We start from the raw sequence: 22016 nt of genomic DNA on the forward strand, positions 1-22016 counted from the left end.
TAACGATTTCGTAGCAATTGGCAGCTAAATACTGGTCTTATCAGGGAAGATTATCAACCGCTATCTTAAAAAGAGTCGCGGTTGATAAAGGATCTGCGGGAAACTGCACATTACGGGATTCAGCGCCACCACTGGCGGAACTTCTTGTAACGCCATGCCAGCAGCGCCACTGCCAGCAGGGCATAAATGATGGGCTGCGGCGAGAGGATCTTCACTGACCACAGGTAGTGAATCGGCGCGAGGATCGCCACCAGATAGACGAAGTTGTGTAAAAGTTGCCAGCGGCGGCCCAGTTTTCGCTGCATCGCCTGCGTCGACGTCACCGCCAGCGCCAGCAGGATCGCCCAGCTGACCATGCCTAACGTCAGATAGGGGCGGTTGATAATCTCCGAGCCCAGCAGCGCCAGATTGTTAATGCCCAGCTCCAGCAGGGTATAGCTGGTCAGGTGCAGCGTCGCCCAGGCGAAACACCATAAACCTAACAGGCGACGAACGCGAATCAATAATGGTTGTTTCGCATAGCGCGCCAGCGGGGAGACCAGCAGCGTCGCCAGCAGAAACTTCAGCGCCATCCTGCCGGTAAAATGCTGGATATCCTTGGCCGGATCGGCGCTAAAGTAGCCCTGATGTCCGGCCCAGAATAGCCAGACCAGCGGCAAAAAACCCGCCAGATGAAGTAAAACCTTCAGCCAGGCGATCTGTTTGACGGTGAAACGCACTAGAAGTTCTCCCGCAGGTTCATGCCGCGATACAACGACGCCACCTCGTCGGCATAGCCGTTAAACAGCAGGGTTGGCTGACGCTTGACATCGAGTACGCCGCCGGCGCCGATAAACCGCTCGCTGGCCTGCGACCAGCGGGGGTGATCGACGTGCGGATTGACGTTGGCGAAGAAGCCGTATTCGTCCGGTGCCGCCAGATTCCAGGTGGTCGGCGGCCGCTCGCGGGTCAGTTCAATGCTGACGATAGATTTAATGCCTTTGAAACCGTACTTCCACGGCACAGTAAGGCGGACCGGCGCGCCATTTTGCGGCGGCAGCGCTTTGCCATACACCCCGACGGTGAGCAGCGTCAGCGGATGCATCGCTTCATCCAGCCGCAGCCCCTCCACGTAAGGGTAAGCCAGCCCCCCGCCGATAAACCGATCTTTCTGCCCGGGCATTTGATCCGGAGCATAGAGGGTTTTGAAGGCCACATAGCGCGCATTGCTGGTGGGCTCCACCAGCGCCAACAGCTTATGCAGCGGGAAGCCGACCCAGGGGACCACCATCGACCAGGCTTCCACGCAGCGCATACGATAAATACGCTCTTCCAGCGGGAAGCGTTTGGTCAGATCGTCATGGTCGAGAGTCAGCGGCTTCGCCACCTCACCGCCGATGGTCAATGTCCAGGGATCGGTGCGCAGGCTACCCGCGTTCGCCGCCGGATCGGCTTTATCGAGGCCGAATTCATAAAAGTTATTGTAGCCGGAGACTTTATCTTCCGGGGTAAGCGTTAGCTTAGCCTGCCATTCAGCGGGTTTAGCAAAGTCCAGGGCTTTGCCCGCCGGGGCTGGCGGACGGTCATGGCCTTTAAACCAGTCCAGCAGGTCGGCCTGCGCGGCGGCGGGAAGCGAAAGGGCGGTCGCGCTGATGCCCAGCATTTTCAGCACCTGGCGCCGCTGGAGCATAAAAACGGATTCGGCCGTGACGTCGGCTTCCGTCAGTTTTTTTCTTTTCATGGTGTCCTCCGTCATGCGTTTCCTTAAGCATGACGGAGGCGGCGATGAATCGCGAATATGTCACGAAAAATTGCACATTAGGAGCATGAGCCGCCGCCGAAGCAGGGGCGCGGTCGTCCAGGAATCATCGGAAAGTGGCGCAAGACGTTTCCTTTACCGCGCCTGACCCGGCATCTTTAGCAGGGAAAAAAGCGGACGGGAGGCTGGCAGGACGGAAAATCGGCAATAATGTGCGCCGCTGGCGCGGGTTTGCCATCCAGCGTCTAAAATTAAAGCGCTTCTGGCGCAGGCCGCAGGCGGGCGGCGATTGGCAAATTTTTTCTGCCGACTATACTCGCTATCGGCATACTTTCGCCGATAATACGCATTCCATTGCCAGACTCGCCATCTTTGATAGTATGCGTCGCGCTTTAAAAGGTTAATGCTAGCGTCAAGGCGCGCGCCGGCACGGGAGCCTGATGGTTCATCGGGCAGTCATTCACTCGCGGAGTTAACACAGGGATGCGATTAACGACGAAGTTCTCAGCCTTTATCACGCTGCTAACTAGCCTGACCATCTTTGTCACGCTGATTGGCGCTTCGCTGAGTTTTTACAACGGCATTGAGAACAAGGTCGAAAACCGGGTTCAGGCGGTGGCGACCATGCTGGATAACCGGCTCATCACCTCCTCTTTTGATAAGCTTGAGCCGCAGCTGGATGAGCTGATGACGCCGATAGAGATCGTGCATATCGATTTCATGCTTAACGGTAAACCGCTCTACAGCCACTCCCGAACCGACAGCTATCGCCCGCTTGGCAGTCATGAGCAATTCCGTGAGATCACGGTCCCGTCGTTGAAACATCCCGGTATCTCTCTGCATCTGGTCTACGTTGACCCGATGGTGAACTATTTCCGTTCGCTGTCGATTACCGCCCCGCTGTCGATCTCCATCGGCTTCATGGTGGTGATTATTTTCTTCGCCGTCCGCTGGATCCGCCGCCAGCTGGCGGGTCAGGAGCTGCTTGAGCTTCGTTCCACGCGTATCCTGAGCGGCGAGCGCGGGCCGCAGGTGCGCGGCTCAGTCTATGAATGGCCTGCCAGCACCAGTAGCGCGCTGGATATGCTGCTGTCGGAGCTGCAGTTTGCCAGCGATCAGCGCAGCCGGATGGATACGCTGATTCGCTCCTATGCGGCACAGGATTCTAAAACCGGGCTGAATAATCGCCTGTTTTTTGACAATCAGCTGGCCACGCTGCTGGAAGATCAGGAGAAGGTGGGGGCGTACGGCATCGTGATGATGATCCGTCTACCGGAGTTTGATCTGCTACGGGACAACTGGGGGCGGGCGGCGGCCGAAGAACATTACTTCACGCTTATCAACCTGCTCTCTACCTTTATTATGCGTTACCCTGGCGCGCTGCTGGCGCGCTATCACCGTAGCGACTTCGCCGTGCTGCTGCCGCACCGCACGTTAAAAGAGGCGGATAGTATCGCCGGGCTGCTGCTGAAGGCCATGGACGCGCTGCCTCCGACGCGGATCCTCGATCGTGACGATATGATGCATATCGGCATCTGTTCTTTCCGCAGCGGACAATCGGCGGCGCAAGTGATGGAACATGCAGAAGCGGCAACGCGCAACGCGGTGCTGCAGGGCAGCAACAGCTGGTCGGTCTATGACGATACCCTTCCGGAGAAAGGCCGCGGCAACGTTCGCTGGCGGACGCTGATCGAACAGATGCTGAGCCGCGGCGGGCCGCGGTTGTACCAGAAGCCCGCCGTCACCCGCGACGGTCGGGTGCATCACCGTGAACTGATGTCGCGGATGTACGACGGTAAAGAAGAGGTGATTGCCGCCGAGTACATGCCGATGGTGCTGCAGTTTGGCCTGGCGGAGGAGTATGACCGCCTGCAGGTGACGCGCCTGCTGCCGTTTTTAGGCTTCTGGCCCGAGGAGAATCTGGCGCTGCAGCTGTCGGTGGAGTCGCTGATCCGTCCGCGTTTCCAGCGCTGGCTGCGCGATGCTCTAATGCAGTGTGAAAAATCGCAGCGTCAACGGATTATTTTTGAACTTGCTGAGGCAGATGTTTGTCAATATATCGGCCGTCTGCAGCCGGTTATGCGGTTGGTTAACGCGCTTGGCGTTCGGGTGGCGGTGGTTCAGGCAGGGTTAACCCTGGTGGGAACCAGCTGGATCAAGCAGCTGGATGCGGAGCTGATCAAACTGCATCCGGGCCTGGCGCGCAACATCGAAAAGCGCAGCGAGAACCAGCTGCTGGTGCAAAGCCTGGTGGAAGCCTGTAAAGGCATGCCTATGCAAGTTTTTGCGACGGGCGTACGCAGCCGCAGCGAGTGGCTGGTACTGTCCCAATGCGGTGTCACGGGCGGGCAGGGGGAATTTTTTGCCACCTCACAGCCACTTGACACAAATGTGAAAAAATATTCGCAAAGATACTCGGTTTGATCTGCCGTTTAGCGTGATTTCACGTAGAATAACGCGCGCCATCGTGAAGGGGGTGTGCTTGTCTACCTGCCGGATCATCGCAATGTAAATGCCAGTGACCCTCCTTTGACAGGTTACAAATTCAGGCGTGGAGCGCTGCTGAAGATTTCAGCAATGAACGGAGTCGGAAAAATTTGTAACAAAGGAAATGAACTGCACTAATTTTCACCGCAGCAGGTGATTTTTGCGCCTTGTCGCTGCTGCGTGTGGTTGGTAAAGTAAGCGGATTTTGTTTTCCGCCCCAGCTTTCAGGATTATCCCTTAGTATGTTAAAAAAATTTCGTGGCATGTTTTCCAATGACCTGTCCATTGACCTGGGTACCGCGAATACCCTTATTTACGTAAAAGGACAAGGCATCGTATTGAATGAGCCTTCCGTGGTGGCCATTCGTCAGGATCGTGCCGGATCGCCGAAAAGCGTCGCCGCCGTGGGTCATGAAGCGAAGCAGATGCTCGGCCGTACCCCGGGTAATATCGCGGCGATTCGCCCGATGAAGGACGGCGTTATCGCTGACTTCTTCGTGACGGAAAAGATGCTGCAGCACTTTATCAAACAAGTGCACAGCAACAGCTTTATGCGCCCGAGCCCGCGCGTACTGGTCTGCGTGCCGGTTGGCGCCACCCAGGTTGAGCGTCGTGCTATCCGTGAATCCGCGCAGGGCGCTGGCGCTCGCGAAGTGTTCCTGATTGAAGAACCGATGGCGGCCGCGATCGGCGCTGGCCTGCCGGTTTCTGAAGCGACCGGTTCCATGGTGGTGGATATCGGCGGCGGTACCACCGAGGTAGCGGTTATCTCCCTGAACGGCGTGGTTTACTCTTCTTCCGTGCGTATCGGCGGCGACCGCTTCGACGAAGCCGTCATCAATTACGTGCGTCGTAACTACGGCTCTCTGATCGGTGAAGCGACCGCTGAGCGTATCAAACATGAAATCGGTTCGGCTTACCCGGGCGATGAAGTGCGTGAAATTGAAGTGCGCGGCCGTAACCTGGCAGAAGGCGTTCCACGCGGCTTCACTCTGAACTCAAACGAAATTCTTGAAGCGCTGCAGGAGCCGCTGACCGGCATCGTGAGCGCGGTTATGGTTGCCCTTGAGCAGTGCCCGCCGGAACTGGCGTCTGATATCTCCGAGCGCGGGATGGTTCTCACCGGCGGTGGTGCGCTGCTGCGCAACCTGGACCGTCTGTTAATGGAAGAAACCGGTATTCCAGTCGTGGTTGCTGAAGATCCGCTGACCTGCGTAGCGCGTGGCGGCGGCAAGGCGCTGGAAATGATCGACATGCACGGCGGCGACCTGTTTAGCGAAGAGTAGTCAGCCTGAAGGTCCGGGGTGGCTTCCGCGCTGCCCCAGGTCTTTACTGACACGAGAATACGCATAGCCTATGAAGCCAATTTTTAGCCGTGGCCCCTCGCTACAGATTCGCCTTATTCTGGCGGTGCTGGTGGCGCTTGGCGTGATTATCGCCGACAGCCGCCTGGGTACGTTCAGTCAAATCAGAACGTACATGGATACAGCCGTCAGCCCTTTCTACTTTGTCTCTAATGGTCCCCGGGAACTGCTCGACAGCGTATCGCAGACGCTGGCTACCCGTGACCAGCTCGAACTGGAAAACCACGCGCTGCGTCAGGAGCTGTTGCTGAAAAACAGCGATCTGCTGATGCTGGGCCAGTACAAGCAGGAGAATGCGCGCCTGCGTGAACTGCTTGGCTCGCCGCTGCGCCAGGACGAGCAAAAAATGGTGACCCAGGTCATCTCAACGGTCAACGACCCCTACAGCGATCAGGTGGTTATCGATAAGGGCAGCGTCAACGGCGTCTACGAAGGCCAGCCGGTTATCAGTGATAAAGGCGTGGTGGGGCAGGTCGTAGCCGTGGCGAAAATGACCAGCCGGGTACTGCTGATCTGTGATGCCACCCATGCGTTGCCGATCCAGGTCCTGCGGAACGATATTCGCGTCATTGCCGCCGGTAACGGCTGCACCGACGACCTCCAGCTTGAGCATCTGCCGGCAAATACCGATATTCGCGTCGGCGATGTGCTGGTGACCTCCGGTCTGGGCGGTCGTTTCCCGGAAGGGTACCCGGTTGGGGTTGTCTCTTCAGTGAAACTGGACACCCAGCGCGCCTACACGGTGATCCAGGCGCGTCCGACGGCCGGTCTGCAGCGTTTGCGCTATCTGCTGCTGCTGTGGGGCGCCGATCGCAATGGCGCTAACCCGATGACCCCGGAAGAGGTCCATCGGGTGGCTAACGAACGCCTGATGCAGATGATGCCGCAGGTGTTGCCTGCGCCGGATGCGATGGGGCCGCAGATGCCGGCGCCCGCCACCGGGCTGACGCCGTCTCAGCCGTCGCAGCCTGCAGGGGGGCAATAGTGGCAAGTTACCGTAGCCAGGGACGCTGGGTTATCTGGCTCTCGTTTCTTATCGCGCTATTGCTGCAAATTATGCCCTGGCCGGCGGACATCAGCGTTTTCCGGCCCAACTGGGTATTATTGATCCTGCTGTACTGGATCCTCGCGCTGCCGCACCGGGTGAATGTGGGAACGGGCTTCGTGATGGGGGCTATTCTTGATCTCATCAGCGGCTCGACGCTGGGCGTTCGCGCGCTGTCCTTAAGCATCGTCGCCTATCTGGTGGCGCTGAAGTATCAGCTGTTCCGTAACCTGGCGCTGTGGCAACAGGCGCTGGTGGTCATGCTGTTATCCCTCGCCGTGGATATCATTGTTTTCTGGGCAGAGTTTTTAGTGATCAACGTCTCTTTCCGTCCGGAAGTATTCTGGAGTAGTGTAGTAAACGGTATCCTCTGGCCATGGCTCTTCCTGCTGATGCGTAAAGTGCGTCAGCAATTTGCAGTGCAATAAGGTTGATATGACAACTCTGTATCTTGCTTCTGGTTCCCCGCGTCGGCAGGAACTGCTGACTCAGCTTGGTCTCGCGTTCGAGCGTCTGGTTCCTGGTATCGAGGAGCAGCGCCAGCCGCAGGAGAGCGCGCAGCACTATGTCGTGCGCCTGGCGCGCGAAAAGGCGCAGGCCGGGGTGGCGCTGGCATCGCGGGATTTGCCGGTTTTGGGAGCGGATACGATTGTTATTTTGAACGGCGAAGTGCTGGAAAAACCGCGCGACGCCGAACACGCTGCAGCGATGCTGCGCCTGCTTTCCGGCCAAACCCATCAGGTCATGACCGCGGTGGCGCTGGCGGATAAGCAGCAGACGCTGGATTGTCTGGTGGTCACGGAAGTGACCTTCCGGCCGCTCAGCGAGCAGGATATCGCCGATTATGTGGCCAGCGGCGAGCCTTTAGATAAAGCAGGTGCATACGGTATTCAAGGGTTGGGTGGCTGTTTCGTCAGGAAGATTAATGGCAGCTATCACGCCGTAGTCGGCTTACCGCTGGTGGAAACGTATGAGTTGCTCAGTAACTTTAACTCACTGCGTAAAGAAAAGGGATAAAGATGACGGCTGAATTATTAGTGAACGTAACGCCATCCGAAACGCGCGTTGCGTATATTGATGGCGGTATTCTGCAGGAAATCCATATTGAGCGTGAAGCGCGACGCGGAATAGTAGGCAATATCTACAAAGGTCGTGTTAGCCGAGTGCTGCCGGGAATGCAGGCGGCTTTTGTAGATATTGGTCTGGATAAGGCGGCGTTCCTCCACGCCTCCGATATCATGCCGCATACCGAGTGCGTTGCCGGTGAGGAGCAAAAGCAGTTTACCGTGCGCGATATTTCGGAACTGGTGCGCCAGGGCCAGGACCTGATGGTCCAGGTGGTTAAAGATCCGCTCGGTACCAAAGGCGCGCGTCTGACCACCGATATTACCCTGCCTTCCCGCTATCTGGTCTTTATGCCGGGCGCCTCCCACGTGGGGGTCTCTCAGCGCATTGAAAGCGAAGCCGAGCGTGAGCGGCTGAAAAAGGTCGTGGCAGAGTACTGCGACGAGCAGGGCGGATTTATCATTCGCACCGCCGCGGAAGGCGTTCACGAGCAAGAGATGGCCGCCGATGCCGCCTATCTTAAGCGCGTATGGACCAAGGTGATGGAGCGCAAAAAGCGCAACCAGACCCGCTATCAGCTGTACGGCGAGCTGGCCCTGGCTCAGCGCGTGCTGCGTGATTTTGCCGACGCGCATCTCGACCGGATTCGCGTTGACTCGCGGCTGACCTACGAGGCGCTGCTCGAATTTACCGCCGAATATATTCCGGAAATGACCAGCAAGCTGGAACACTACAGCGGCCGTCAGCCGATATTCGATCTCTTTGACGTTGAGAACGAAATTCAGCGCGCGCTGGAACGTAAAGTCGAGCTCAAGTCCGGGGGGTATCTGATCATCGACCAGACCGAGGCGATGACCACCATCGATATCAACACAGGGGCGTTTGTTGGGCACCGCAATCTTGACGATACTATCTTCAATACCAATATCGAAGCCACCCAGGCGATAGCCCGCCAGCTGCGTTTGCGTAATCTCGGCGGCATTATCATCATTGATTTCATCGACATGAACAATGAAGACCATCGCCGGCGGGTGTTGCACTCCCTGGAGCAGGCCCTCAGTAAAGACCGGGTGAAGACCAGCATCAACGGTTTCTCCCAGTTGGGTCTGGTGGAGATGACCCGTAAACGCACCCGCGAAAGCGTGGAGCATGTGCTGTGCAACGAATGCCCGACCTGCCACGGACGCGGAACGGTAAAGTCCGTGGAAACGGTATGCTATGAGATTATGCGTGAGATCGTTCGCGTGCATCATGCTTATGATTCCGATCGCTTCCTGGTCTATGCTTCCCCTGCGGTGGCGGAAACCCTGAAAGGGGAAGAGTCGCATGCGCTGGCGGAAGTGGAGATCTTTGTCGGCAAGCAGGTGAAGGTACAAATTGAGCCGCTCTATAATCAAGAGCAGTTCGATGTGGTTATGATGTAAGACACTGCGTCATTGTGCGGCTGACAAGGAGAGAGGCGTGAGGCGACTGCCCGGGATTTTATTGCTCACCGTGGCAACACTGATTGTTATCGTCGCGCTGCTGGTGAGTGGCTTGCGTCTCGTGTTGCCGCAGCTCGATGCCTGGCGTCCGCAGCTGCTGGAGAAGATCTCCTCTCTCACCGGCACGCCGGTGGATGCCTCGCAGATCGCAGCCAGCTGGCAAACTTTTGGCCCAACATTAGATGTCCGCGATATTCATGTCGGGCTGAAAGATGGCGGGACAATGGCGGTCAAGCGCGTGACCCTGGCGCTGGACGTCTGGCAGAGTCTGTTGCATATGCGCTGGCAGTTTCGCGATCTCACCTTCTGGCAGCTGCAGATCCATACCAATACCCCTATTCAGACCAATGACGGCGGCGAAAGCCTGAAAACCGACCGCGTCAGCGATCTCTTTTTACGTCAGTTCGACCACTTTACTCTGCGCGACAGTCATCTGAGCTTCCTGACTATTTCCGGTCAGCGGGCGGAGCTGGCGGTCCCGCAGCTGACCTGGCTTAACGGCAGGAACCGTCACCGCGCCGAGGGGCAGCTCAGCCTTTCCAGTCTCACCGGCCAGCATGGCGTCATGCAGGTGCGGATGGATCTCCGCGATGAGGATGGCCTGCTGAACAAAGGCCGGGTCTGGCTGCAGGCTGACGATATTGACGTCAAGCCCTGGCTGGGCCGCTGGATGCAGGACAATATCGCCCTGAAAAGCGCCCGCTTCAGCCTCGAAGGCTGGATGACCATTGAAAAAGGCGATGTGGCCAGCGGCGACGTATGGCTGAAAAAAGGGGGCGCCAGCTGGCAGGGGGATAGCGAGGTTCATCACCTGTCAGTGGATAACCTGACGGCGCATCTCTCCCATGACAAGCAGAGCTGGGGCTTCTACATTCCCGATACGCGGATCGCGATCGACGACAAACCCTGGCCAAGCGGCGCGCTGGCGATGGCGTGGATCCCAGCGCAGGATGTCGGTGGCAGCGGTCATCAGCGTAGCGATGAATTACGTATTCGCGCCAGCAACTTAGCCCTCAGCGGCCTGAGCGGACTGCAGCCGTTTGCCGATAAGCTGGCGCCTTCTTTGGGCGAACTCTGGCGCACCACGCAGCCCAGCGGCAAAATCAACCTGCTGGCTCTCGATATTCCCCTGCAGGCGACGGAGAAAACGCGCTTTCAGGCGCAGTGGAGCGATCTGGCGTGGAAGCAGTGGAAGCTCCTGCCGGGAGCGGAACACTTCTCCGGCAGCCTGAATGGCAGCGTTGAGCATGGGGAACTGCGCGCGCGCATGACGAAGGCGCTGATGCCGTATACCGGTGTTTTCCGGGCCCCGCTGGAGATCGCCGCTGGCGAAGCCACCCTCAGCTGGGTGAAAAATGACAAAGGGTTTATGCTTGATGGCCGTGATATTGACGTGCAGGCGACGGGGGTACGCGCCCGCGGCGGCTTCCGCTATCTGCAACCGCAGGGGGACGATCCCTGGCTGGGCATTCTGGCGGGGATCAGCACCAACGATGGCGGCCAGGCGTGGCGTTACTTCCCGGAAAACCTGATGGGCAAAGCGCTGGTGGACTATCTCAGCGGCGCGATTAAAGCCGGACAGGCACGCGATGCGACGCTGGTGTATGGCGGCAACCCACATTTGTTCCCGTATCCGCACAACGAAGGCCAGTTCCAGGTTTACGTCCCGCTGAAGAATGCCACTTTCGCTTTTCAACCGGACTGGCCGGCGCTGACCGGGTTGAATATCGACCTTAATTTTATCAACAGCGGCCTGTGGATGCGGGCGGAGAAAGCGATGCTCGGCAACGTGACCGCCAGCAATCTCGATGCCGCGATCCCGGATTACGCGCAGGAAAAACTGCTGATTGATGCCGATATCAAAGGCCCGGGGAAAGAGGTGGGACCTTATTTCAACACCACGCCGCTGAAAGAGACCCTGGGAGCGGCGCTGGATTCCCTGCAGCTGGATGGTGATGTAAGCGCTCGCTTACATCTGAACATTCCCCTCGATGGCGAAATGACCACCGCGAAAGGCGATGTGCATCTGCAGAATAACGATCTGTTTATCAAGCCGTTAGATACCACGCTGCAGAACCTGAGCGGTAATTTCAGCTTTGTGAATGGCGATCTTAATAGTCAAACGTTGAGCGCGACCTGGTTTAATCAGCCGCTGAACCTCAATTTTTCCACCCGCGAAGGCGAAAAAGCGTTTCTGGTGGATGTCGGGATGAACGCCAACTGGCAGCCGTCGCGCACCGGGCTGCTGCCGAAAGCGGTTAATGAGGCGCTGAGCGGTAGCGTTCCGTGGGAGGGTAAAGTCGCTATCGAACTGCCGTACCATGGCAATGCCAGCTATAAGGTTGATATCAATGGCGATCTGAAGAATGTGAGCAGTCACTTACCTTCACCGGTCAACAAGCCCGCTGGCGAACCCCTGCCGGTCAAAATTAACGTTGCCGGCGGTCTGAGCAGCTTCGACCTGACCGGATCCGTTGGCGCGAAGAATCATATCAACAGCCGCTGGTTGCTGAACCGTAAGCTGACGCTGGACAGAGCGATCCTCACGACGGACAGCAAAGGCCCCTCTCCGCTGCCCGACCAGCCCGGCGTTGAGCTCAATCTGCCGCCGATGGATGGCGCGCAGTGGCTGGCGCTGTTCCAGAAGGGCGCGGCGAATGAAGTCAGCAGCAGTGTCCTCTTTCCACCGCGCATTGTGCTGCGTACGCCGTCGCTGGCGCTGGCCGGCCAGCAATGGAACAACCTGAGTCTGATGTCGCAGCCGGTCACCGGCGGTTCACAGGTTGAGGCGCAGGGGCGCGAGATCAACGCCACCCTGACGATGCGCGACAATGCCCCGTGGCTGGCAAATGTGCGTTATCTCTATTTCAACCCGGCCAGCGCCAGCGGCAAGGGCGGAACGGAGAACGTGGCCCCGCAGGCGGAGACGCGGCTGGATTTCCACGGCTGGCCCGATCTGCAGCTGCGCTGCGCGGAATGCTGGCTGTGGGGGCAAAAATATGGCCGTATCGACGGCGATGTGGCGATCAAGGGGGATACCTTAACGCTCTCCAATGGCCTGGTGGATACCGGGTTTGGCCGGCTGACGACCGACGGCGTGTGGGTTAACGCCCCTTCCGGGGTGCGCACCTCGCTGAAAGGCAGACTGCATGGCAATAAAACGAATGAATTTGCGGATTTCTTTGGCGTTTCCACACCGGTGAAGGATTCGCCGTTTGATATCGACTACGATCTGCACTGGCGCGCGCCGCCCTGGTCACCCGATGTCGCGTCGCTCAATGGGATCATTAAAAGCCACCTCGGCAAGGGTCAGTTTACCGACCTAAGTACCGGACACGCAGGCCAGCTGCTGCGTTTGCTGAGCGTCGATGCCCTGCTGCGCAAACTGCGCTTCGACTTCAGCGATACCTTTAGCGAAGGATTTTACTTCGACTCGATTAACAGTACGGCCTGGATTAAGGATGGTGTACTGCATACCGATGATACGCTGGTGGATGGCCTGGAGGCGGACATTGCCATGAAAGGGTCGGTCGATCTGGTGCGTCGTCATCTGGACCTGCAGGCGGTGGTGGCGCCGGAGATCTCCGCGACCGTCGGCGTGGCGGCGGCCTTCGCCGTCAACCCGATTGTCGGCGCGGCGGTGTTTGCCGCCAGCAAGGTACTGGGGCCGCTGTGGAACAAAGTCTCGATACTGCGCTATCGCATCACCGGCCCGATTGACCAGCCGCAGATCAATGAAGTGCTGCGCCAGGCGCGCAGCAACAAAAAGCAATGATTTGACGATTGCCGGGAATTACCGCAATCTCAATAGATAGCCTTCTGTATTTCCGCCTGTCAGGCGGCAACAAACGAGTAGCATAACGATGAGTCTGAACCTGGTAAGTGAACAATTACTGTCGGCAAATGGCCTGAATCATCAGGACCTGTTTGCCATTCTTGGTCAACTGACCGAGCGCCGCCTCGATTACGGCGATCTCTATTTTCAGTCGAGCTATCACGAATCCTGGGTTCTGGAAGACAGCATCATTAAAGATGGGTCGTACAATATCGACCAGGGCGTAGGCGTGCGCGCCGTCAGCGGCGAAAAAACGGGCTTTGCCTACGCTGACCAGATCAGCAAGCTGGCGCTGGAGCAGAGCGCCCAGGCGGCGCGGACCATTGTGCGCGAGACTGGCAATGGCAAAGTACAGACCCTCGGCGCAGTAGAGCACAGCGCCCTCTATACCAGCATCGACCCGCTGCAGAGTATGAGCCGGGAAGAGAAGCTGGATATTCTCCGCCGGGTAGACAAAGTCGCCCGCGCGGCGGACCAGCGCGTGCAGGAGGTTTCGGCCAGCCTGAGCGGGGTCTATGAGCTGATTCTGGTGGCCGCCACCGACGGCACTCTGGCCGCCGACGTTCGTCCGCTGGTGCGCCTCTCGGTCAGCGTGCTGGTGGAAGAGGACGGCAAACGCGAGCGCGGCAGCAGCGGCGGCGGCGGGCGTTTTGGCTATGACTATTTCCTCGCCTCTCAGGAGGGCGAAGTACGGGCCGACGCCTGGGCGAAAGAAGCGGTGCGCATGGCGCTGGTTAACCTCTCGGCGGTCGCCGCCCCGGCGGGGATGCTGCCGGTGGTGCTCGGCGCCGGCTGGCCTGGCGTCCTGCTGCACGAAGCGGTCGGTCACGGCCTGGAAGGCGATTTCAACCGTCGCGGCACCTCGGTCTTTAGCGGCCATATGGGGGAATTAGTCGCCTCTGAGCTGTGCACCGTCGTGGACGACGGCACCATCGTCGACCGTCGTGGCTCGGTGGCCATCGATGACGAAGGCACGCCGGGTCAATACAATGTGCTGATCGAAAACGGCATCCTGAAAGGCTACATGCAGGATAAACTCAATGCGCGTCTGATGGGCGTCGCGCCGACCGGCAACGGCCGCCGTGAATCCTATGCCCATCTGCCGATGCCGCGTATGACCAACACCTATATGCTGGCGGGTCAGTCCACGCCGCAGGAGATTATCGAGTCGGTGGACTACGGTATCTTTGCGCCTAACTTCGGCGGCGGGCAGGTGGATATCACCTCCGGTAAGTTTGTCTTCTCCACCTCCGAGGCCTATCTGATCGAAAAAGGCAAGGTCACGAAGGCGGTGAAAGGCGCTACCCTGATCGGCTCCGGGATTGAGACTATGCAGCAGATTTCGATGGTGGGTAACGATCTGCGTCTGGATAACGGCGTCGGCGTCTGTGGCAAAGAGGGCCAGAGCGTGCCGGTGGGCGTTGGCCAGCCGACCCTGAAGGTCGATAACCTCACCGTCGGCGGCACTGCCTGATCCTGAGCGGGTTCCCGGCGTCGCCGGGAACCGCTTCAGCGGGCGATCCCTCTGCCGTGCATCCCCTGATAGATCTTCGCCACGTCGACAAAATACTCCGTCAGATAATTGATACAGACCTGCACTTTCAGCGGCAGTTTATCCTTTTCGGTGTACAGGGCGTAGACCGGACGCGGATCGGACTGGTAGCTCGGCAGCAGGATCTCAAGCTCACCGCGATTGATTTCTTCGATCGCCCACATCAACGGCACATAGGCGATACCCACCCCGGCGGTCAGCCAGCGCACCAGCGTCATGGGATCATTGGTCACAAAGCGCCCCTGCGGGGTCAGGCGGGTTGAGATCCCTTCCGGCGCGATAATGACAAACTCATTGTCCGGCCGCACGCTATATTCCAGCCAGGCATGCCCGGCAAGATCGGCCGGTTTCTCCGGATTGCCAGCCTGCGCCAGATAGCTTTTCGCGGCGCATAACACCATCGGCATTGAGCCCAGACGGCGGGAAAAAAGACTGGAATCCTGCAGGGCGCCCACGCGGATCACCACGTCAAGACCGTCGGCGATCAGGTCCGGCGCAGGTATGCCGGTGACCAGATTGACGGAGAGCCCGGGGTATTCTTTCAGCATTTTCGCCGTTATGCGCGCCAGAACATTCTGTGCCATAGTTGAAGAGCAGCCGATACGCAGCGTTCCGATGGGGGTGTTGTTAAATGCGTATAATTGCTCATGGACATCCTGTGCTTCAAACAGCATCCTACGGCAGCCCTGATAGTAAATTTTACCCGCTTCCGTTAAGCCAAGGCTGCGGGTGCTGCGGTTGAGCAGCTTCACCTGCAGTTCATCTTCCAGTTTGGCGACGGTCTGACTGATCGAGGAAACGCTCATCTGAAGCTGGCGGGCCGCTGCGGTGAAGGAACCTAATTCGACCACTTTGGCGAAAACGGACATGCGCTTTAATCGTTCCATTATTCACTCTGGCTTAAAAGTGATTTAGATCACACATTGTAGATAATGCGGCAATCGTTACGTTAATATATTGTTAGCTACATAATAAACGCATCTGCTCACTACCTGTACGCTTCTTATTCAAGGTCATCATGAGTCTGTTTCCTGTCATCGTGATTTTCGGCTTATCGTTTCCGCCGATCTTCTTCGAGTTGCTTTTGTCGCTGGCCATCTTCTGGCTGGTGCACCGATTGCTGGTTCCGACCGGCATTTACGATTTTGTCTGGCACCCTGCACTGTTTAATACGGCGCTATATTGCTGCCTTTTTTATTTGATATCGCGCTTGTTCGTTTGAGGTTGATGTGAAAACACTAACAAGAAATATCCTCCGTACCGCTATTACCGTGATACTGGTCATTTTGGCCTTCGTGGCGATTTTCCGCGCCTGGGTTTACTACACCGCCTCGCCGTGGACGCGGGATGCGCGCTTTAGCGCCGACATTGTGGCCATTGCCCCCGACGTCTCCGGGCTGATTTCCCAGGTAAACGTCAAGGATAACCAACTGGTTAAGAAAGACCAGGTATTGTTCGTTATTGACCAACCTCGTTACCAAAAAGCGCTGGCGCAGGCGGAAGCCGATGTCGCCTACTACCAGACCTTAGCCCAGGAAAAACGTGTCGAAGCCGGTCGGCGTAATAAGCTTGGCGTCCAGGCGATGTCGCGGGAAGAGATTGACCAGGCGAACAACGTGTTGCAGACCGTTGAGCATCAGCTGGCGAAAGCGGTGGCCAGCCGCGACCTGGCCAGACTGGACCTGCAGCGCACAGAGATTCGCGCCCCCGCGGATGGCTGGGTGACCAACCTTAACGTCTATACCGGGGAATTTATCACTCGCGGCTCCACGGCGGTGGCGCTGGTGAAAGAGAATACATTTTACGTCATGGCCTATCTGGAAGAGACCAAACTGGAAGGCGTCCGCCCTGGATACCGGGCGGAAATTACCCCGCTTGGCAGCAGCAAAACCATTAAAGGCACGGTGGACAGTATCGCTGCGGGGGTAACCAACGCCAGCAGCAGCAGCGACTCGAAAGGGATGGCTTCGGTGGATTCCAACCTTGAATGGGTGCGTCTGGCGCAGCGTGTGCCGGTTCGTATTCGCCTTGACCACCAGCAGGGGAATCTGTGGCCATCGGGCACGACGGCGACGGTGGTGATCACCGGTAAAGAAGACCGTGATACCAGCCAGGCCAACTTCTTCCAGAAACTGGCTATGCGCCTGCGCGAATTCGGTTAATCGCTATGGGGACATATACTATTGCTCCCCAGCATCTCCGCTTTGCTATTAAGCTTGCATGCGCGGTGGTGTTGGCGCTGTTCGTCGGCTTCCATTTTCAGCTCGAAACGCCGCGCTGGGCGGTGCTGACCGCGGCGATTGTCGCCGCTGGCCCGGCCTTTGCCGCCGGGGGAGAGCCGTACTCCGGCGCGATCCGCTATCGCGGCATGTTGCGTATTGCCGGGACCTTTATTGGCTGTATTGCGGCGCTGGTCATCATCATCCTGATGATCCGCGCCCCTCTGCTGATGATGCTGGTCTGCTGCCTGTGGGCCGGGTTTTGTACCTGGGTTTCGTCGCTGGTCAAGGTCGAAAACTCCTATGCCTGGGGGCTGGCCGGATACACCGCGCTGATTATCATTATTACCATCCACACCGATCCGATGCTGGCGCCGCAGTTTGCCGTTGAGCGCTGCAGCGAAATCGTCATCGGGATTGTCAGCGCCATTGTCGCCGATCTGCTGTTCTCCCCGCGTTCGATTAAAAAAGAGATCGACCTTGAACTGGATAACCTGCTGATTGCGCAGTATAAGCTGATGCAGTTATGCGTTGCGCACGGCGAAAAAGATGAAGTGGATCAGGCCTGGGGAGCGTTGGTGCGTCGCACCACGGCGCTGGAGGGAATGCGCAGTAACCTGATTATGGAATCCTCTCGCTGGGCTAAGGCGAATCAACGCCTGAAGGCGATCAATACCCTCTCGCTAACGCTTATCACCCAGGCTTGCGAAACCTACCTGATTCAGAACTCGCGCCCGGAAATGGTGACGGACGACTACCGCGAGCTGTTCGCTGAGCCGGTTGAGACGGTGCAGGATGTTCACCAGCAGCTGAAGCGTATGCGTCGCTTCCTGACCTGGAAAGGCGAGCATAATACGCCGGTCACCATCTACAGCTGGGTAGGCGCAGCCACCCGTTACCTGCTGCTTAAGCGTGGCGTGGTGGGCAACACCAAAATCAGCCGCATCGAAGACGGTGTATTGCGCGGCGAAACGGTGGTTAAAGTGGAGTCCGCCGAGCGTCACCACGCGATGGTGAACTTCTGGCGTACCTCTGTCTCCTGTATCCTTGGGACGCTGTTCTGGCTGTGGACGGGCTGGACCTCAGGCAGCGGCGCAATGGTGATGATTGCCGTGGTTACCGCGCTGGCGATGCGCTTGCCTAACCCGCGAATGGTGGCGATAGACTTCCTCTACGGTACTCTGGCGGCGTTACCGCTGGGTACCCTGTACTTTCTGGTGATCATGCCGGCGACGCAGCAGAGTATGCTGTTGCTTTGTATCAGCCTGGCGGCGATGGCGTTTTTTATCGGTATCGAAGTGCAGAAAAGGCGCCTCGGATCGCTGGGGGCGCTGGCGAGCACCATCAACATTCTGGTGCTGGATAACCCGATGCAGTTCCAGTTCAGTCAGTTCCTCGATAGCGCGCTGGGGCAGATCGTCGGTTGTTTCCTCGCCCTGATGGTTATTCTCATTGTCAGGGATAACTCCCGGGCAAGAACCGGTCGGGTGCTGCTGAACCAGTTTGTCTCCGCGGCGGTCTCTTCGCTGACCACCAACTCGGCGCGTCGCAAAGAGAATCATTTGCCCGCGCTCTATCAGCAGTTGTTTTTATTGCTCAACAAATTCCCCGGCGATGTCGCTCGTTTCCGACTGGCGTTGACGTTAATCATTGCCCACCAGCGCCTGCGCGATGCGCCCGTGCCGGTGAATGAGGATCTGTCGGCGTTCCATCGCCAGCTGCGACGTACCGCGGATCATGTAATCTCCGCCGGGAGCGATGATAAGCGTCGGCGCTACTTTACCCGGCTGCTGGCGGAGCTTGATGTTTATCAGGAGAAGCTGCGGGTCTGGGAGGCTTCGCCGCAGGTGACCGAGCCGGTACGGCGACTGGTTGAGATGTTGCACAAGTACCAGCATGTGCTGACCAGCAGTTAACCCATAAACCGACGCCCAGGCGTCGGTTTTTTTATCGCTATACTTAACGGCGACAGGAAGAGAAGCGGGAGGGGCTGCCATGACCACCTATACGTTTGATTTTGACGAAATCGCCGAGCAACAGGATTTCTACCGGGAGTTTTCCCGCACCTTCGAGCTGGCACAGGATAAGGTCAACAACCTTGATTCGCTATGGGACGCGGTGACCGGTGGGCTGCTGCCGCTGCCGCTGGACATTGAGTTCATCCATTTAAATGACAAGCAGCGTCGGCGTTTTGGGGCGTTAATTTTATTATTTGATGAAGCAGAGGAAGAGCTGGAGGGGGAGTTACGTTTTAACGCCCGGCAGGCATAAAAAAGCCCCCGGCAGGCGGGGGCAAGTCGTCGAAATAAGACGACGAGGGTTTATTTGTACAGCTCAGCGGTGGCGTGCCAGCTATCGCCGGTACGTGCTTCAATAATACGGTAGCTGCTGGCGCCTTCTTTCTCGGCTTTAGCGGCCAGCTCCTGACGCATGTCCATTGGCGCACTACCTACCTGGGAAACCGAGATGGTGCCCATGGACTGCAGGTTCTGGGCTTGCTCGGCGTTCACTTGCTGAACGGCCGCGCTAGCGCCGAAAGAGAGAAGAGAAGCCAGGCCAAGGGATGCGATGATCATTGCGCGTTTCATAATCTTTACTCCAGTCTTTGTTTTGCCGCGGCGGGGCGATGAATGAGGCCGGGCCGCGGTAGAGAATTTTTGTCGGGTTAATCGTTGACGATCTAAAACTTATTTATACAGCTCAGCAGTGGCATGCCAGTGGTCGCCAGTGCGGGCTTCGATAATGCGGTAAGAAGAAGCCCCTTCTTCCTGCGCTTTTTTGTTCAGCATTTCATGCATATCCATCGGGGAAGAGGCTACCGCGCCGACGGAAACTGTACCGATGGCCTCGCGGCCCTGGGCTTGCTCGCTGTTGATAACATCAGCGGCGAAAGCGCCAAACGACATGACGGACAGGATGCTGAGAGCTGCTACAGTGGTTTTGATTTTCATGATGTTCACCTCGTCGAATCTTTTTGTTGAGGGTCTTTGTTTCGTGACCCTCATCACAAAAACAAGTATACACTAATCACCAAAAATATTAATACCATGCTAATTGTTTTGTGCGTTAATAGTTACAATAAATTGCGCTTTTTATAACCGATAAGAATTAAAAATGACGAGTCACAGACAGAGATAAGTTTTATTTCTAATAAAATCATAAAGGTATACGATTTTGATCTTTCGTGCGTTTTAGGCGTTTCCCTTACGTAAAAGAACGTATAGACAGGCTAAATCACACGAAATGTTAAATTTTTGTTGAGTTGAAAGGGGGGAGGGAGAGAAGAGGGGGAATCACCCTCTGACGGTTGCCAGAGGGGAATGCTCAGAGTTCCTGTTCGAACAGCACCAGGATAGCGTCGTGCAGATCTTTCACTGTGAAACCGCGCGCTGGCGTGGTGAAGATGGTGTCATCCCCGGCGATGCTGCCAAGAATACCTTCCGCCTTGCCCAGCGAGTCGAGAAGACGGGCGATCAGCTGCGCTGCCCCGGGGCTGGTGTGAATCACCACGACGGCATCGTTATAATCGATATCCAGCACCAGATTTTTCAGCGGGCTGGAGGTGGTCGGCACGCCAAGCTCGGCAGGCAGGCAATAGACCATTTCCATTTTGGCGTTACGGGTACGAACCGCGCCAAATTTGGTGAGCATGCGGGAAACCTTCGATTGGTTGATATTCTCGAAGCCTTCTTCCTGCAGCGCCTGGACGATCTCTCCCTGCGAGCTGAATTTCTCTTCTTTAAGCAGCGCTTTAAACGCTTTAACCAGTTCTTCTTGTTTTGCCGAACTTCGCATAAGTCACCCAGATTATGGTGGTAAAATCAACATCATTATGCATAACCGTGAATTTTTATGCAAATAATCCGCGAGGGGATAGGTCAATAATGTTATGAAGGGGGCATATTTTAGCAAAAAAACCGTATAAGGAACATGTTCTCATCACAACGCTTAAAGGCATGTAAAAGTAAATGAAATGTTATTGAGTTGGTGTTGTTTTGCGCAACTGGCTGGGTGTATTGTAACCAATAGTCGATCCGGTACTTCGCTTTGCTGGATGGTCAGTCAGGAAGCATAAAGTGCGCCGCTGTTCTATTGCTACGCACAATAATGCATTCTTCAGCCATAATCATTGTAATTGTTCATCTTGTGAATTAAGGTCCAGGCGACGGAATAACGAAAGACTAAATTAACCATAATAAGGAGTTTAGGATGAAAGTTGCAGTCCTTGGCGCTGCCGGTGGTATCGGCCAGGCGCTTGCCCTACTACTTAAGACCCAACTGCCTTCAGGTTCAGAGCTCTCGTTGTACGACATTGCTCCGGTTACGCCGGGCGTGGCGGTAGATCTAAGTCATATCCCCACAGATGTAAAAATTAAAGGATTTTCCGGTGAAGATGCTACCCCGGCGCTGGAAGGCGCTGATGTGGTGCTGATCTCCGCGGGCGTAGCGCGTAAGCCCGGCATGGATCGTTCCGACCTGTTTAATGTGAATGCGGGTATCGTTAAGAACCTCGTGCAGCAGATAGCCAAAACCTGCCCGCAGGCCTGCATCGGCATTATTACCAACCCGGTGAACACCACCGTGGCCATCGCCGCCGAAGTGCTGAAAAAAGCCGGCGTGTACGATAAAAACAAACTGTTCGGCGTGACTACGCTGGACATCATCCGCTCCAACACCTTTGTGGCGGAGCTGAAAGGTCAATCGGCAACCGAGGTGGAAGTCCCGGTTATTGGCGGTCACTCCGGGGTCACCATTCTGCCTTTACTGTCGCAGATCCCGGGCGTCAGCTTTAGCGATCAGGAAGTGGCCGATCTGACTAAACGCATTCAAAACGCCGGTACCGAGGTCGTGGAAGCGAAAGCGGGCGGCGGGTCGGCGACCTTGTCGATGGGTCAGGCGGCTGCGCGCTTTGGCCTTTCTCTGGTTCGCGCCATGCAGGGAGAAAAAGGCGTAGTGGAGTGCGCCTACGTGGAAGGCGACGGCCAGTATGCGCGTTTCTTCTCTCAGCCGCTCCTGCTGGGGAAAAACGGCGTAGAAGAGCGTCAGTCTATCGGCAAACTCAGCGCCTTTGAGCAGCAGGCGCTGGAAGGCATGCTGGACACCCTGAAGAAAGATATCGCGCTCGGCGAAGACTTCGTCAACAAGTAACCTCGCACGCTCAAAAAAGCCGGAACTGTTGTTCCGGCTTTTTATTGTCTTGCATTCATGATGACCGGGTTTTTGGTCA

Annotated in this window: 20 protein-coding genes; 14 read left to right on the forward strand and 6 right to left on the reverse strand. The window is 56.9% G+C overall.

All coding sequences use genetic code 11. The features are described 5' to 3' along the window. Positions 1-119: 119 nt before the first annotated feature. Positions 120-719: a protein-methionine-sulfoxide reductase heme-binding subunit MsrQ gene (gene msrQ / locus L2I46_RS07795; protein ID WP_023291158.1), complete on the reverse strand. Its 600-nt coding sequence runs from the start codon at positions 717-719 to the stop codon at positions 120-122. Continuing rightward, positions 719-1720, reverse strand: a complete 1002-nt coding sequence (gene msrP / locus L2I46_RS07800) for a protein-methionine-sulfoxide reductase catalytic subunit MsrP (RefSeq protein WP_032454192.1) — start codon at positions 1718-1720, stop codon at positions 719-721. Before msrP ends, msrQ begins: the two co-directional genes overlap by 1 nt. Positions 1721-1950: 230 nt before the next feature. Between msrP and L2I46_RS07805 the strand changes: the two genes are divergently transcribed. The 9 genes from L2I46_RS07805 (at position 1951) to tldD (ending at position 14492) form a co-directional block, all read left to right on the forward strand. Continuing rightward, entirely contained in the window at positions 1951-2142 is a 192-nt protein-coding gene (locus L2I46_RS07805; RefSeq protein ID WP_032429221.1) for a hypothetical protein, read from the forward strand. Between the two features lie 79 nt (positions 2143-2221). Beyond that, on the forward strand, positions 2222-4162 hold the full coding sequence (gene csrD / locus L2I46_RS07810) for an RNase E specificity factor CsrD (RefSeq protein WP_236947725.1): 1941 nt from the start codon (positions 2222-2224) through the stop codon (positions 4160-4162). A 305-nt stretch (positions 4163-4467) separates the two neighbouring features. Beyond that, complete coding sequence (gene mreB / locus L2I46_RS07815; protein ID WP_002918653.1) at positions 4468-5511, forward strand: rod shape-determining protein MreB; 1044 nt, start codon at positions 4468-4470, stop codon at positions 5509-5511. Between the two features lie 70 nt (positions 5512-5581). After that, a complete protein-coding gene (gene mreC / locus L2I46_RS07820) occupies positions 5582-6574 on the forward strand; it encodes a rod shape-determining protein MreC (protein WP_236947727.1) in 993 nt (330 codons plus the stop codon). Further along, positions 6574-7062, forward strand: a complete 489-nt coding sequence (gene mreD, locus L2I46_RS07825; protein ID WP_002918648.1) for a rod shape-determining protein MreD — start codon at positions 6574-6576, stop codon at positions 7060-7062. Before mreC ends, mreD begins: the two co-directional genes overlap by 1 nt. Before the next feature lie 7 nt (positions 7063-7069). Then, on the forward strand, positions 7070-7651 hold the full coding sequence (locus tag L2I46_RS07830; protein WP_023291155.1) for a Maf family protein: 582 nt from the start codon (positions 7070-7072) through the stop codon (positions 7649-7651). Positions 7652-7653: 2 nt separating this feature from the next. Next, positions 7654-9123, forward strand: coding sequence for a ribonuclease G (gene rng / locus L2I46_RS07835; protein WP_004206239.1), 1470 nt, complete (start codon positions 7654-7656; stop codon positions 9121-9123). Between the two features lie 37 nt (positions 9124-9160). Continuing rightward, entirely contained in the window at positions 9161-12958 is a 3798-nt protein-coding gene (gene yhdP / locus L2I46_RS07840) for an AsmA2 domain-containing protein YhdP (RefSeq protein ID WP_236947729.1), read from the forward strand. 88 nt (positions 12959-13046) lie between these two features. Further along, positions 13047-14492: a metalloprotease TldD gene (tldD, locus tag L2I46_RS07845; protein WP_004206236.1), complete on the forward strand. Its 1446-nt coding sequence runs from the start codon at positions 13047-13049 to the stop codon at positions 14490-14492. 35 nt (positions 14493-14527) lie between these two features. Here tldD and aaeR read toward each other — a convergent pair whose 3' ends face one another. Then, positions 14528-15457, reverse strand: a complete 930-nt coding sequence (gene aaeR / locus L2I46_RS07850) for an HTH-type transcriptional activator AaeR (RefSeq protein ID WP_002918641.1) — start codon at positions 15455-15457, stop codon at positions 14528-14530. 131 nt (positions 15458-15588) lie between these two features. Between aaeR and aaeX the strand changes: the two genes are divergently transcribed. The 4 genes from aaeX to L2I46_RS07870 all read left to right on the forward strand — a co-directional run bounded on the left by aaeX (position 15589) and on the right by L2I46_RS07870 (position 19060). After that, on the forward strand, positions 15589-15792 hold the full coding sequence (gene aaeX / locus L2I46_RS07855) for a p-hydroxybenzoic acid efflux pump operon protein AaeX (protein ID WP_002918640.1): 204 nt from the start codon (positions 15589-15591) through the stop codon (positions 15790-15792). Positions 15793-15799: 7 nt separating this feature from the next. Further along, positions 15800-16732 (forward strand): p-hydroxybenzoic acid efflux pump subunit AaeA, encoded by a 933-nt coding sequence (gene aaeA / locus L2I46_RS07860; RefSeq protein WP_023291152.1) that lies wholly within the window; start codon positions 15800-15802, stop codon positions 16730-16732. A gap of 5 nt (positions 16733-16737) precedes the next feature. Continuing rightward, on the forward strand, positions 16738-18705 hold the full coding sequence (gene aaeB, locus L2I46_RS07865; protein WP_023291151.1) for a p-hydroxybenzoic acid efflux pump subunit AaeB: 1968 nt from the start codon (positions 16738-16740) through the stop codon (positions 18703-18705). 79 nt (positions 18706-18784) lie between these two features. After that, complete coding sequence (locus L2I46_RS07870; RefSeq protein WP_002918629.1) at positions 18785-19060, forward strand: barstar family protein; 276 nt, start codon at positions 18785-18787, stop codon at positions 19058-19060. A 50-nt stretch (positions 19061-19110) separates the two neighbouring features. Here the strand turns inward: L2I46_RS07870 and yhcN-B are convergent, their stop codons facing one another. The 3 genes from yhcN-B to argR all read right to left on the reverse strand — a co-directional run bounded on the left by yhcN-B (position 19111) and on the right by argR (position 20584). Further along, complete coding sequence (gene yhcN-B / locus L2I46_RS07875) at positions 19111-19377, reverse strand: DUF1471 family stress response protein YhcN-B (RefSeq protein ID WP_002918627.1); 267 nt, start codon at positions 19375-19377, stop codon at positions 19111-19113. A gap of 99 nt (positions 19378-19476) precedes the next feature. Next, entirely contained in the window at positions 19477-19740 is a 264-nt protein-coding gene (yhcN, locus tag L2I46_RS07880) for a peroxide/acid stress response protein YhcN (RefSeq protein ID WP_017899932.1), read from the reverse strand. A gap of 373 nt (positions 19741-20113) precedes the next feature. Next, positions 20114-20584: a transcriptional regulator ArgR gene (gene argR / locus L2I46_RS07885; protein WP_002918625.1), complete on the reverse strand. Its 471-nt coding sequence runs from the start codon at positions 20582-20584 to the stop codon at positions 20114-20116. 414 nt (positions 20585-20998) lie between these two features. On the opposite strand from argR, the gene mdh reads away from it, so the two are divergent. Further along, positions 20999-21937 (forward strand): malate dehydrogenase, encoded by a 939-nt coding sequence (gene mdh / locus L2I46_RS07890; protein ID WP_023291150.1) that lies wholly within the window; start codon positions 20999-21001, stop codon positions 21935-21937. Positions 21938-22016 lie beyond the last annotated feature (79 nt).

The sequence above is a fragment of the Klebsiella sp. 2019SCSN059 genome, assembly GCF_021739525.1.
In the GTDB taxonomy this organism is placed as follows: Bacteria; Pseudomonadota; Gammaproteobacteria; order Enterobacterales; family Enterobacteriaceae; genus Klebsiella; species Klebsiella quasipneumoniae.